At 39.3% G+C, this 14897-nt stretch carries 9 protein-coding genes; 3 read left to right on the top strand and 6 right to left on the bottom strand.

What is annotated here, in order from left to right; translation table 11 throughout:
* Window positions 1-5210 (bottom strand): FG-GAP repeat domain-containing protein (locus tag ACK4HU_RS12135; protein ID WP_409807096.1); only part of this gene is annotated, 5210 nt, incomplete at its 3' end.
* Between the two features lie 555 nt (window positions 5211-5765).
* On the opposite strand from ACK4HU_RS12135, the gene ACK4HU_RS12130 reads away from it, so the two are divergent.
* The 3 genes from ACK4HU_RS12130 (at window position 5766) to ACK4HU_RS12120 (ending at window position 7786) form a co-directional block, all read left to right on the top strand.
* Window positions 5766-6182, top strand: a complete 417-nt coding sequence (locus ACK4HU_RS12130; RefSeq protein ID WP_409807094.1) for a sugar 3,4-ketoisomerase — start codon at window positions 5766-5768, stop codon at window positions 6180-6182.
* Window positions 6179-6598, top strand: a complete 420-nt coding sequence (locus tag ACK4HU_RS12125; RefSeq protein ID WP_409807092.1) for a sugar 3,4-ketoisomerase — start codon at window positions 6179-6181, stop codon at window positions 6596-6598. Before ACK4HU_RS12130 ends, ACK4HU_RS12125 begins: the two co-directional genes overlap by 4 nt.
* 72 nt (window positions 6599-6670) lie before the next feature.
* A complete protein-coding gene (locus tag ACK4HU_RS12120; protein WP_409807090.1) occupies window positions 6671-7786 on the top strand; it encodes a DegT/DnrJ/EryC1/StrS family aminotransferase in 1116 nt (371 codons plus the stop codon).
* Window positions 7787-7791: 5 nt separating this feature from the next.
* Here the strand turns inward: ACK4HU_RS12120 and ACK4HU_RS12115 are convergent, their stop codons facing one another.
* The 5 genes from ACK4HU_RS12115 to ACK4HU_RS12095 are packed head-to-tail and all read right to left on the bottom strand — an operon-like array spanning window position 7792 to window position 14890.
* Window positions 7792-8979: a DegT/DnrJ/EryC1/StrS family aminotransferase gene (locus tag ACK4HU_RS12115; RefSeq protein WP_409807088.1), complete on the bottom strand. Its 1188-nt coding sequence runs from the start codon at window positions 8977-8979 to the stop codon at window positions 7792-7794.
* Window positions 8980-9585, bottom strand: a complete 606-nt coding sequence (locus ACK4HU_RS12110; protein WP_409807086.1) for a sugar transferase — start codon at window positions 9583-9585, stop codon at window positions 8980-8982.
* A complete protein-coding gene (locus ACK4HU_RS12105) occupies window positions 9585-10826 on the bottom strand; it encodes a glycosyltransferase family 4 protein (RefSeq protein WP_409807084.1) in 1242 nt (413 codons plus the stop codon). The genes ACK4HU_RS12110 and ACK4HU_RS12105 overlap by 1 nt, the downstream gene beginning before the upstream one ends.
* Window positions 10823-12733, bottom strand: a complete 1911-nt coding sequence (locus tag ACK4HU_RS12100; RefSeq protein WP_409807082.1) for a heparinase II/III family protein — start codon at window positions 12731-12733, stop codon at window positions 10823-10825. The genes ACK4HU_RS12105 and ACK4HU_RS12100 overlap by 4 nt, the downstream gene beginning before the upstream one ends.
* A 12-nt stretch (window positions 12734-12745) precedes the next feature.
* Complete coding sequence (locus ACK4HU_RS12095) at window positions 12746-14890, bottom strand: bi-domain-containing oxidoreductase (protein WP_409807080.1); 2145 nt, start codon at window positions 14888-14890, stop codon at window positions 12746-12748.
* Window positions 14891-14897: the final 7 nt, after the last annotated feature.

Genomic DNA, 14897 nt, shown 5'->3' with positions numbered 1-14897 from the left:
GGACTCTTTTGACTGATTTTATCGAAAAGCAATTCTTCCGGCTGGGTAAGGATTACCTCTTCGGTGGTGGAGCAATCCGAACCTACTTCGGTGATCTCTATCGTGTAAGTGCCCGCAGCAAAAACCAGAGCTTCCAATGCCGCCTGATTGATCGGTGCGGAACCGTTCACACTGTATCGGTAATTTGGATTTGAATTTCCACTCACCCGTATTTTCCCTGTAGTCTCACCAAAGCAAAGAATATCGACCTTCTCAAATACTGGATTAGGTGAGGCAATTACTGATACATCTGCTCTGGATGACACTGCGCAAATTGCAGCATCGGTTACTTCCAGATAATAGGTGACATCACCTAAAGCAAGATTGTAAACTGAAAGCTGACCATTGGCCGGGTCAATCTGATACATTAACCCAGTGCCAGTCGGGCTAAAGTTGGAAGCAATTGGCTGGGTCAATCCAGCGTCAAAGTACCAGGCAAAAGTTGGAGTCACTGTTCCAGTGATGGTGATTTCAGGTACAAGGAGCACTACTTCCCCTTCGCAGAAAACTACATCCAGATTATTACTCTGTACAGCATTTGTGTTATCTTCTACAAGAGTAAACTGACCTGTTACCTCACAGCCATTGGCATCAGTTATTCTGATGTCGTATTGACCGAGGGAAAGTGCAGTTACTAAGTAAATGTTGTTGGTCTTCGATACTTGAAATGCTGTAAGTGGCTGATTATTTATCGTGATAGTATAATCTTCCACCCCTCCGGCGATTTCAAATTCGATTTCTCCATCGTCTTCACCGCAAGCAGGACTCTTTTGACTGATTTCTGTAAAAATAAGTTCTTCAGGTTGTTCGATTACGATGTCATCAGAAATGGTAACACAATCGATTCCCTGTTGGGAAATTGATATTTTATAGGTGCCTACTGCAAAATTAAGTGCTTCAAGTTCTGTTTGGGTAATTGGAACCCCTCCATCGACACTGTATCGAAAGTCTGGGTTTCCGTTGGAAATTACTTTAATCTTTCCAGTCGGCAACCCGAAGCAGAGGACATCGGTTTTTTCGAAAATAGGGTTAGGCGCAGCTGACACTACGACAGTCGCCTGTTTGATATCTCCGGTACATTCTACTTTCAAATAAAACGAGTGTGTGCCTGCCGGTAGTCCTTCAATCAGTAAAACACTTTCGTCTGATATGGAATAAATAATTGAAGGATTTCCCAGATCTGCACCTGGAGCTAAAAGCGTTGTTGCAGCCGCATCTTTATACCAAATCAATTCCGTTGGAGATGCTCCTGACACTGTTTGAACAGGGGTGAACGTAACATCTTCGCCTTCGCAAACCGCCTGATCTACAATTACCAAATCAGGAAGGGGTAGCGGATCAACCGTGAAAGGAAAAACCTCTACACAACCTTTTTCATCACTTACTACCAAAAAATAATTTCCTGCGGCCAATCCGGTAATTTCAGGTAATTGATTGCCCAACAGAGCACCTGTGTTTGGATTGTCTTTTCTCCATTCTATCGTATAGTTTCCCCACCCACCGGTAACATTCACATTTTGGATGATCCCATTACTTTCATTACAAGAAGCTCCAATTATAGTAGGATCGCCTTGTAAAGAAATTGCAGCAGGTGGCGAGTCAACTGTAATTGTATTGGAGGTTGCGTTACAATTTTGAGCGGAGGTAACCGTAACTGTATAATCTCCAGCAGGTAAACCGGTAAAAATATTACTTGATTGAGCAGTGCCGCTATTTAGACTGTACATAAAATTACCGTCTCCACCCGTGGCAGTGGCGGTAATGTCTACCACATCTCCAAAGCATATAATTTCAGTAGCAGTGATACTTACTACTAACGGAGGGAGAACAGAGATGGAAACTGGTTCGATTACGGAGCAATATAGATCCCCCGAAACACCTACATAAAATTCTTTTGCCGCACCAGCAGGCAATCCTGAAATTACGATTCCTTCTCCATCAAAATCATACCTAATGTTTGAATTAATGGGATCCGGCCCGGCTGAGATTGGATTAGCTCCTAACAGGTCATAATACCATGTAATAATTCGCGGGTTTCCTCCAGTATCTATTATTGGAATAAGAATTGCGTCCTCACCTTCGCAAAATTCCTGATCCGCTAGGATTATATTTATCGGCAGTTTAGGATCATTTGTTAATTCAAACAGATCTGAGATTGTACAATTGTTTGTATCTGTAACTGTAAAAGTATAAGATCCGGGCGCAAGGTTGGTTTTGGTGTAATTTCCAGCTGATTGATTTGGTAAGGTTTCAATGGTGGTGCCAGCCAGGGATAGCGAAACCACGAAAGGAGCAACTCCCCCTTCAAAATCTATTGAATATTCACCATTAGGTAAATCACAAGAAGGAGGTGTCACGTCCTTATTGGTCAAAGTAATCGCCAGTGGCTCCTCTATTTCAAATGGAAAATCCGCAACACAGGCTGCGCCTGGATTTAGAGAAGCAATGGCTGTAAGTGTATAGTTACCTGAGGCGAAGCGTTGGATTAAAAGCTGATCATGTGTCAAAACAGTAGTTCCTCCATCAAGACTGTAAGTGATGTAGGGCTGGTGATCTCCAATTTCTATTCTACCTGATGTTTCTCCAAAGCATACAGCAGCAAATTCTAAAACAGTGATATTTGGTGCGGGATCGACATTCACTTCTATTTCTACAGGCGGCAGATTCGAGCAAACATCTTTGAAATAAAATAAATAAGGAGTCGCTGAAGCAGGCAGGTCATCGATTTGAAGGCTAAAATCAGGAAGAATGGTAAAGGTTGACCCACCTGGCCCTGGGCCATTAGAGATTATAGGTCCGGTAGGACTCCCCTGAAACCAGCTTACTTCATCTCCTATTAAGAGATTGGATACATTGTTGCCTACCTCGATAAGAATACTTCCATCGCCTTCGCAAATGGCAGGTGGAGGAGTAATTGTGAAGACTGGTCTTGGGATTAGCGGAATATCGAAAGGTGGATCATACACGCATTCTTCATATCGGAAACCATTAATATCAGGATTGATTTCGGCAACAAGTGGATCTCCGTCAGCCGGATTTACACTTGTTATAATTTTGTAGGTTGATATGAAAGATTGCCCAAATTGAAGTGGACCGTTATAGTCAGGTAAAGCGCTAATAGGGATTGTCTCTATTTCGGTTGCCGCCCCAAAAGAAAATTTTATCTGAGTGTCATCTGGCATTGGCCCTTCTCCTTCATTTTTAACAGTTACTTTAAATTCAATCACATTCGACCCCGAAGGATCAACACAAAGAAGTTTTGCCTCTTCTAGTAAAATTTTGGCATCCATAGCAGGAATACCTGAGGAAAAACAGCCATCTTCTGTATATAGGGTTCTCTGAACTAAAAAACTATTGAAAGGTCTCCTATCTGCAATTAGACATCCTGAGGCATCATAGGTTGGAAAAAAATAATCTTGTTCTCTTCCATGGTCGAGTTGGGGTTTAGGAATTGTCAAATCTTCATTAACATGAAAACTAAAGTAAGCATATTGATTCCAGACTGTTCGTGCAGGTGCCCATTTATTGCCATTGGATTTAAAAACTACTAGCCTTGCTTTAGGATCAGCTGGATATCTGCCTGTATTATAAGGCCTATCTTGAGAGTCAGTAACTATGATATCTGCCTCCCCATCACCATTAAAATCAGCAATTACCGGGCCTTCACCACCTGTTGCACCCCATACCGTTTGCGGAGGAACTCTATCAATTCCTAAACCATTTAAAATCCGAAGTGTTTTCTCATCCCTATATACTAACTCTTGACTTCCGTCTTGATCGAAATCGAACATAGTCAAAAGTGTATGGCCGGATTCATCATCAGTTGCCCTTGTCCATTTTTCAACTAATGTGGTATTTCCATTTACATAATTCAGCATGGAAATTTTGAATGGAGTGACAACCCCTATTTCAGAATCACCATTCCCATCAATATCACCAATAAATGCTAAACCAGTATTTCGATTAAAACTGTCAAAATCAAATGGCAAACCTGTGTCGTTAAATGTTTTTTGCGCTATCAATTTTGGAACTCCTCCTGGTTCTATGGTCCATACATAAACTAGTCGTGAGTTTGGAACATCAGTTCTTCCTGTAGTTACCACAATATCGAGTCTATTGTTGTACAAATCAATATTTGCAACAGAGGTTAATCCATCAGGAGTAAGTTCCCCATTCGCCATAGGGATTCTTAACTGAATGGTCGGTAACGGAGAAAAGTCCGGATTAAACTGATAAACTGTATTTCCACAGATTAACTCTAAGGTATTATTGCCAGGAATAACATCTGCAGCAACAGAAACTGAAACAGTACCGCCAAACGAACTTTTGCCTCCAGGGGTTATCCAACTAATACCTTGACCTCTGTCAGGATTCCAATCAGGTAATTTTCCACCATCAAAAACTTTATTGTCACCTGCATCAGGGTTTGCTAGATTAGTTCTCGATGGATCTAAAGTGAAGATCTCATTATAAATATAAACTGAGGGATGAATTGTATTGCTTGTTAAATCAAAATTTGCAATACCCGGAGTTCCTCCTGAAGCGTAAGTCCTTCCATTTTGACTTGCTGGCACATTTGCACCATATTTTTCAGAGGATATCCATTTGGGAAAAAAAATATCAGTACTCGTGTGATCATATGCTATCAATCTACTAGAAAGTTTCTGTCGATCTGCATAATCGAGATCTGCTGGATCACTTGCAATTGTTGATGAAGTAGCTACAATAATTAATGGATTGGCATATCCTGGGACTCTTGCAATCGCAAAAGGAGTGGGGCTTTCAAAATTAAGATCTGGTGTTGGAATAATTTTTTTTAGGACGAGTCCTCCTGCACCGTCTGAATTATAATTGTATACGGCAATGCCTCTTGTAACATATTCCGTTTCAGCTCCAGGATTAAAAGTGGGCATTTTCCACTCATTATTATCAACAATGTTTGTAAGTCGCCGGCCGGTTTCTGTTTTATATAAAATTAAAACTTCGACCTCTCCATCATTATCAATATCTCCTACGATAGGCGTTCCAAAAGTATTAACTTCTTCTTCACTTGCCCAGGCCGCTCTTCTAATATTAAAATTGGGGTTAAATGTAACAGTCTCAGCACAAATCAAATCTACTAGACCATTATTCTGGATTCTGAACCGTTCATCACCATAAAAAGAATTCACTTGAGCCCGTAAAAATTGAGGAATAAGGCAGGCTAATAATAAGAGAAATAATGAGTAGCGCTTTAAATTCATAGATGTTCCTCTCCCGTAATTCCAGCCATCATGTGATCTGTATTCCTAGCAGTTGTAAGGGAGAAATTTAATACCCAAACATACGCTTAAAATAGGCTTTATTCCACCTTTCAGCAATAAATGTGCTAATCATGAACTATCCTGTATTTGAAGAGAGAAAAAATGAAGATGAAGAAGTATGGAAGACAGAAAAAAAGTACGGAAGACCGATGTCGGCTGTTGGAGACGGGAGACGGAAGCAGGTGCGGAGCCGAGGACTAGAGAGGAGAGACAGAAATAGGTGGCATAACATAAAAGTCAATAAAATTCTCGAAAAATGTGATCAGAGCAGAAGTAAAACACTGAAGTTTAACTGGAATAAGGTGTTTGAAGTTTTGAAGTGGTCCTTCATCAAGAAATTTGGCCGATCAATTGATTCTAAAAAAGCTTTTAGGTTGATCGAGTCAATAAAATCAGGTTACTTCGCAGTCAATAAATCAAAGTATGAAAAGTTCCAGCCGCATAGGCGACGTCAAACTCATTAATCTCCCAAAATTTGAAGATCCGAGAGGTAACCTATCATTTTTGGAGGAATTAAAGCACATCCCTTTCAAAATAAATCGAACCTACTGGATTTATGATGTTCCGGGAGGTCAGGTGAGAGGTGGTCATTCTTTCATAGTTCAGGAAGAATTTATCATTGCCATCTCCGGAAGCTTTGACCTAGTAGTGAATGATGGGAAAGAATCAAAGACAATTTCACTTAATCGCTCCTACCATGGAGTATATATCCCAGCTGGGATTTGGAGACAAATGGAAAATTTTTCGACCAATTCAGTAGCAGTAGTGGTAAGTTCTACACAATTTGATCAAAATGACTACATCCGGGAATACAATGATTTTTTAAATTTCAAAATATGAATTTACATTCCTCATCTGTCTACGACTGCAGTATTTTGCGTTTGGATAAAATCCATAATCGAGCAGGCAATATCACCGTAGTGACTGGAGAAGAAACACTACCCTTCCCAATCAAAAGGATTTATTATCTATACGATATCCCAGGGGGAGAAGAGCGGGGTGGTCACGCTCACCGCGGTCTACATCAGCTAATTGTAGCTGTGTCCGGGAGCTTTGAGGTGATGCTTGACGATGGAAAAAACAAGAAAATAGTCCGATTAAATAGACCTGATTTTGGACTTATAGTTGTACCTGGTATCTGGAGGGAATTATTTGAATTTTCTTCCGGTTCTGTGTGCCTAGTTTTAGCCTCTGAAGTTTACACGGAAGCTGATTACATTCGAGATCACGAAGAATTCAAAACCTTAAAAGGCTAAACTAGCTTTAACACCCTATACCAGTACTCTAATCTTAAGTTAACGCTACTATAATTAATTTACTCTACTTTTATGATTAAATTCTTAGATCTCAAAGCTATAAATGACAGTTTCGAGCCCGAACTTTCAGATTCCATAAAAAGTGTATTGGATTCAGGTTGGTACCTTCAAGGGCAGGAAACTACTCAATTTGAGACTGAGTATGCGCAATACATAGGAAGCAAGCATTGCATAGGAGTAGCAAATGGCTTGGACGCACTTCGGTTGATCTTAAAAGCTTATCTTGTTCTGGGTATTTTTGAAGAAGGAGATGAAGTAATTGTTCCTGCCAACACCTTTATCGCTACATTTTTGGCAATTTCTGACAATAGGTTAAAGCCTATTTTGGTTGAGCCAGACGCTTACACATTCAATCTTGATTCTGCAGGAATAGAGGAGAAAATTGGTCCCAAAACCAAAGCAATCATGGCAGTTCACTTATACGGCCAAAATGCAATAGACCATAGAATCCTGGAGTTAGCAAAAAAGTACAATCTCAAAATAATTGAAGATAATGCCCAAGCAATAGGAGCTGTCTGGGAAGGAAGGAAGACCGGAAATATTGGGGATGCAACTGGACATAGTTTTTATCCAGGCAAAAATCTAGGCGCATTAGGTGATGGAGGGGCAGTCACAACCAATGATTCTGAGTTGGCTGAAGTGATCAGAGCATTGGCCAATTATGGTTCCATAAAAAAATATATCCACGAATATGCTGGATTAAATTCCAGACTGGATGAACTTCAATCAGCTATACTTCGAGTGAAGCTCAGGAGATTAGACCATGATAATCAACGGAGGAGAAATGTCGCAGCATATTATTTAGAAAACATAAAAAATATCCACCTACAAATTCCGGTTCTTCCTAAAAATGAGTTAGCAACCACCTATGAAGGTCATGTTTGGCACTTATTCGTTATAAAGTGTCGAAAAAGGGCTGAACTTCAAGCATTTCTTTCCGCACAGCAAGTTCAAACAATCGTTCATTACCCGATTCCTCCACATAAACAAAAAGCATATTCCGAACTTAGTCATTTGATGTTCCCAATTACCGAACAGCTTTCAGCTGAAGTAATAAGTATCCCTTTAAGTCCTGTGATGAAAAGTGAGGAAATGGAGAAACTAGTGGATATAATTAATTCATTTTAAATAGCTTAGCCGAACATTTTTTTAATTTTATCAACCACAAAATCAAGGTCTTCAGTTGTCAAATTCGATCCGCTGGGAAGACATAGTCCATTTTCGAAAATTCGATCAGAATTTTTATTTATGCCAAAAAACGGCGCGTTTTCAAAAATCGGTTGAAGGTGCATTGGTTTCCAAATTGGTCTACTTTCGATGTTAAATTTTTCCAGCCCCAATCTCAGCGTTTCTCTATCAATGCTATTGGTAAGTACGGGATCCAGCATAATTGTGGTCAACCATCGGTTTGAAAAAAAACCTTCTGGTTCGGCCAAGAAGCCAATTCCGGAAATTGAACCTAGTTCCCGCTTGTAAAATTCAAAGTTTGCTCTTCTTTGATTCACCCGATCAGGGAGGGCTTCCATCTGGCCTAAACCTATCGCAGCAGAGACATTACTCAGTCTGTAATTGTATCCTACTACTTTGTGTTCGTAATGAACTGCATTCTCTCTGGCTTGTGTGGATAAGAATCGAGCACGTTGGATGAGAATATCATCCGAACTAACTAAAGCTCCTCCCCCACTCGTGGTGATAATTTTATTGCCATTGAAGGAGAAAACTCCAAATTTCCCAAACGTGCCACAGGGTCTGCCATCCAAGGAAGAGCCTATAGCTTCAGCCGCATCTTCGAGGATCGGAATGCCGTATTTTTCACCAATAGCGGATATTTCATTCATTTTTGCAGGCATCCCATAGAGGTGCACCGGAATGATAGCTTTGGGTAGTTGAGCCTTTAGAAAACCTCCTAATTCGTTTTTTAGCACCCCATCCATTGAAGCTTTGATGGCATTTTCCAATTCTGATGGACACATATTCATTGTATCCATCTCACTGTCAACAAATACCGGGTGAGCACCCAGGTATTTGATTGGATTGGCAGATGCTGAAAAAGTCAACGATTGGCAAATGACAACATCGCCAGGTCCTACATCGGCCAGAATTAATCCCAAGTGAATTGCGGCGGTACCTGAACTCAATGCCGCAGCTGAGTAATTTAGGGCCAATTTGCTTATCTTTTCTTCAAAACGACCCAAGTGAGGACCCACAGGTGCAATCCAATTTGTTTCAAATGCTTCAGTTACGTATTGGTATTCTCGACCCGACATGTGTGGTGAGGAGAGCCAAATTTTCTTTAATTCTTGTTCCAATTTAATAATCAATCAATTGCCTTTAAATTTTTCCATCGTCACATAAGTTTCGGAGGATACTCCTTCTTTCTTAAACACTTTTACAGCAGTAATCCACACAATTTTGAGGTCAAGCATTAAGGAAATGTTGTCTACATACCAGACATCCAGCTTGAATCGTTCTTTCCATTCAAGTAGATTCCGACCATTGACCTGTGCCCAACCCGTAATGCCAGGTCGAACTTCATGCCTTCTAAGCTGGGTAGAATTATAAAATGGCAAGTATTCCAACAGAAGTGGTCTAGGACCAATTAGGCTCATTTTGCCGGAAATCACATTCAGGAGCTGAGGTATCTCATCCAAAGAGGTATTTCGGATGAATCTGCCGAGCTTAGTTAAGCGAAGATGATCTGGCAGCAAATCCCCATTCTTATCCCTTTCATTTGTCATAGTTTTAAACTTTATGACGTGGAAAGGGACTTGATTCTTACCTGGCCTTTTTTGTAAAAAAAATGGACTTCCTTCAATAGTTGCCTTCAACATGATGGCTACTAAAATAAAAATTGGAGATAAGATAAGAAACATAAGTAGAGACGCAACCAGATCTATGGCTCTTTTCCCAAATTTGGCGTAGATCATTACTGGTCAAAAACTTTTTCTTGAATAAGTGTCAAATATTTTTTTGCTAGAGCTTCTCTTTCAAAATTTTTCTTGACAAAATCATACCCATTCTCCCCTTCGATAATTGCCCGCTCTTTGTCTGATAAATAATCGGAAATGACATTAAAGTACTCTTCAGTATTTTCAGGTTCCACATAAGATCCTGCTTTGGACTCGATGATTAACTCTCTACTTACTCCATCAATTGCCATCAAAACGGGTTTTTTGCATGACATGTAATCAAAGGTCTTATTTGAATAGACCGTTTTAAAAGCATCAGCTTTTTTCAACACACTAGCTCCCATATCAGCGGCCAGAATGTATTTAAAAACTTCTGCCTTGGGAACTGGGTCAATAAAAAATACATTTTGCAAATTCCGGGTCACCTTTTCCTCTATCAAAAACTGTTTCCTCATACCCATTCCAATCATTACGAATACGACATTGGTGTGTATCAATCTTTCGGCAGCATCCAGCAACTGAACAAGATGATTAGCTACTCCATGCGCCCCGACATAAAGAACCACGAATTTATCCTCCCAACCCAACAATTTCCTGAAACTTTGAGCATCGAAGTTCTTGAGTAAATCCTCTGAAAGAATTAAGTCAGCAGCATTGGGAATCATGATCACTTTATCAGCAGGTACACTTTTCGTTTCAACTAGATGCTGTTTAAAAGCAGGAGTAAGGACATTAATTAATTTTGATTTTCTGTAGATGAAATTTTCAAATGCAAAAGCAAATTTTATCATTAGTCGATTAGAAAGGACTCCGGTATCAATTGCAGATTCAGGCCATAAGTCCCTTACCTCAAACACGAAAGGGATCTTCTTAATTCTACTGATGATATATCCTGAAAATCCGATAAAAAGTGGTGGTGATGTCACCAACACTAAATCATACTTTTCTTTTGCAACAAATATTCCCGCATAAAGTGAGGAAAACATGAAGGAAAAATATCCCCATAACCTCCCTACAAAACCCGAATTATAGGATTCGGATACATGAGATCTAATCACGCGAGTTCCATTCTGATTTTTGTTTTTTACGAACCTTCCCTTGTACTCTTTTGGTTTTTTACTTCCGTTATAGTGCACCATACCAGCAATCACCGTCACTTCATTTCCAAAATATTGCCAGGTTTTGACCATCTCATTAAATCGAGAACCACCAGGATCATCCTCTTCCAAAAAATATTGATGTATTAAAAGAATTTTCATAGTTCTTTTTTTGTGATAATTGTTTTCAAAAAATTATCGTCTGTGGAAATTTCGATTGCATTTTGAGTAACAAAACTACCGTAATAATTGCTTAAATATGATTTAATATTCAAATGAGATAATTGTGATTCGTTTTTGTCAAATGCCTTTAATTCATAAGTTTCTAAGTCAAGACCATGCCACAATTGATACATTACTGTTTGGCTAGGTAATTTGGAAATTTCGTCAATTATTTCCCATTTGAGCTCATTTTTCTGCTTTTTGACAATTCTTTTGTGTATAATCCCACTTTTTAGGTGCCTAAAAGCAGAAATTTCACCAATAATCATGTATTCTTTGTCACTTTCTTCAATTTTAAAACTTATTTTCTGCGTCCAAAAAAACCAAATGAACCTTTCTCCTTTCAGCATTTGGCTTTCTTTGTTCAAAGAAACTGTATTGTGCCCTAAAGTCCCCACAAAAAAAGGCGAGAGTTCCTCAGAGACATTATACCGATAAGATCCTGAGTCTTTTAAAATATTTTCTCCATCCACCCATAAGTCCAAGTGATTGTTATCAGCTTGTTGAGGTCTATCTTTATGACCTCCGCACCTTAGAAAGGTAAGTGAACCTGATTCACGGATTAAATAAAATCCTCCAACATCATATCGATTTATACCGAATTTCTTCTCTAAGGGTTGGAATATTAATTCTGATTTGGCTCTGTGAGGTATTAACCAAAATTCTTCCTCAAATTCACCTTGTTCATAAAGGTTTTTTTGACAGAGAAGTGTGTGTAAGCAGCTCAATTGAGGTCTGTAGTCTCTAAAATTTTGGGTGGAAAGAGAAAAAAACAAAGCTCCATCATTTGCTCCGTAATTTGGCAACCATCCATCTTTTTCATTTTGGCATTGATACAGAAAGTCCAGTGACTTATACGCCCTTTGGTAGACAATTTTAGAAAATGGCTTGCGATGAATTTGAGAAAGGGAAATCCCTAAGCTCAAAAGCTGTACAACTACCCGATGGTAGTTCATACTGAACTGGAGATAAGTTCCATCTTCATAGATTTGATAGGCTATTTCCTGTTCAAACCATAGTCTCCCTTCTTTGGCCCATTTTTTAGTTTCTGGAATAAACGGGAATACCATTTCAGACAAAGCTAGAAATAAGGTCTCTGTGATGGCATGGTTATTTCTGACTGCAATTCTTGAAAAATCGATATGGTGATAGACATGATGTAATGACCAGTAAATCACATGGATGATTTTATTCCAAAGTGAGGGTGTAAGGGATGGTGATTCTTTATAAAAATTAAGAGCGAACATCCAATTGAAAATCCGAAGGGAAATTTCCTGACTGCATTTCCAATTGGGACCTTGATTGATTGGGTTTTTCAAAATCCAATCTTCTATTTGACCTAATACATATTGACTATGATCTTCTTCATAATGGTAATCATAGCGAATAATATCGAACAAGAATGTAAATCTGGATTTTTCCCAAACGTATTTTATGTCACCTTGATATTCATTAAAATCTTGAATTTGACTCCAGTGAAGGTTAATATCAAACTTGAATCCTGTAACTGGATTGGTTATCCAGTCATAATCTTGGCCTAGATTTATCCACTCATTGAAGAAAAACTGGGTTTCGCCGGCTAGGATGCGATTTAGGTTATTTTCTAATTCGGTAGATTTTTTTTTGGGAAGACCAAGGCTTGATCGATCTTCAAAAAAAAACTCTGGGGTATCTTTTTTCCAATTTTCTAAACTTATAATTTCTTGAAAAGAAAAACTTGTGGGATGATTCTTCCGAAGTCGTCCAGTTCTTTTCTCTACCTCATGCTTTAAGCGGTAAAGCATATATTTGGAACCCATGTTTTGGGCTACCTGAAAATAGAGCCGCAGTTTGGAATTTTTTTTCAAGATTTCTTAAGGTTAATCCACTGAGATCCAAGACCTAGTTTTGAGACTTTCAATTGAAGCCAAAGCTGCTTTAGAAACGTTAATTATCTCAGATTTTTTGATTAGAGGTTCTCCACCTTTTTGCAGGAATTCAATGTATCTGTCGAATTGTGACTGATGTCCTTTGTCAAGTTTGGAGCTAACATCCTTAAATCCGCTGGCTCCAAAACCGGAAGTCTTTCGGAAGTTATCCATAACAAATGTTCGCTCGTTGGAGTAGACTTCAAGCCTTTCCTTGCTGTATGCTTTGGAGCCATTTGCGAAGTAATTGATTACTGCATTGCTTCCATTTTTGAATTTTACTAGAATGCTTGCATTGTCTGCGTTGATTTGAGGATTTTCACCTAGGGCATTGATGCAAATTTCCGTGATGGCAGATCCAGTAAGGAAGACACAAAGGTCTAAATAATGACATGCCTCACCAATTATTCTACCTCCTCCGACATTCATGTCATGTACCCAAACATTTGCAGGTATTGATCCAGCATTCATGGTGGCTACGATATTCATTGGACCCGGGCTAACACCCAGGTGTGATTTAATGGCTTGGATGTGCGGCGAAAATCTACGGTTGAAGCCAACCATCAATGATCCTTTTGTCTCTTCTTGATTAAGAACAGTAATTATCTTCTCTAATTCCTCGAAATTAATCGCAAGAGGCTTTTCTACAAACACGTGTTTGCCCGAATTTAAGGCTTCAATTACAAATCTAGCATGCGAATCATGTCTGGTAGTCACAAGAATTGCATCGACTTCAGAATCCTGAAGTATCACTTTATAATCGGTTGTACTATGAGTCACTCCAAATTTTTTGGCAAGCTGTGTACCCGATAGTCCACCTGATGAAGCGATGTATTTCAATTGAGCATTTGATCTCTTTAAGGCGGGCAACATGGTCATTTGAGCAAAGTTTCCTGCACCTATCAGACCCAAAATACCTTTGGAATTTGAGAACTTTTTATCTAAAAGTTTTAGTGTATTGAAATTGCTACCATCTGGAGTATTAGGATCTGAAGCAGGATAGACTAAAATGGAGGCAACCGATTTACTTGCACCTATAGAGCCATAAATATTTTGAAAGTCCCCCAAGTCACAATGATCAGTAATTAGTTCTTTGACTTTAAGTCTCCCTTGACTGATTGACTGCAATACAGCTTCGAAATTTCGCTTTTCGGTCCAACGGACGAATGGCAGAGGATAATCTTGACCTTTCTGTTCGTAATCTTCGTCATACCTGCCGGGTCCATAAGAGCAGGAAACCTGAAATGTAAGTTCTTTTTCATAAAAATCTGCTCTGCTAATATCAAGGCCAATTACGCCGACCAAGATAATTCTACCTCTTTTTCGGGACATCTTCGCTGCATCCGAAATTATGACATTTCCTTTTGCTGAGGCTGTAATAATTACTCCATCAGCACCTATGTTAGCTGTTTCGTTAAGTACTTCTTTGACCGAGTCACCACCTTTTGCTGGGTTTATAACTATCACTCCCCATTTTTCAGCAATAGCACATTTGGACTCATCGATATCAATTCCAATTACTCGGCAACCATTAGCCAGTAACATTTGCGCAGTAAGTAGTCCGATCAATCCGAGTCCTAGGACTACAATTGTTTCTCCAAAGGTTGGATTACAAAGGCGAATGCCTTGAAGTCCAATAGCAGAAATTACAGTGAAAGCTCCCTCCTCTTGAGACACGTTCTCTGGAATTTTTGCGACTAAATTTTGAGGTACACATACATACTCGGCATGAGGACCATTAGAAGCGACGCGGTCACCGACAGAAAACCCTGAAACTCCCTCTCCTACTGCTTCCACAAATCCAACATTACAATATCCCAAAGGCAAAGGTTGGCCAAGTTTGTTGAATACGGTCTCCAATGTCGGAAGCAATCCATCAGACTTGATTTTGTCCAAAACCATTTTGACCTTATCCGGCTGCTGTTTAGCTTTTTGGATTAAGTTGGCTTTACCAAATTCTACAAGCATTTTTTCAGTACCCAAAGACACCAAAGAATGGCTTGTCCTGATCAATAATGTACCTCTGGAAACTCTTGGAGCGGGCAACTCTTCAAGGGTAGTTTCACCTGTTTTAAATGATTGTATTATTTGTCTCATAATTATT

It is taken from the genome of Algoriphagus sp. (assembly GCF_046296635.1).
Classification (GTDB): Bacteria; Bacteroidota; Bacteroidia; order Cytophagales; family Cyclobacteriaceae; genus Algoriphagus.
The sequence above is the reverse complement of the archived record's forward strand: the minus strand, read 5'-3'. Positions and strand labels throughout refer to the sequence as shown.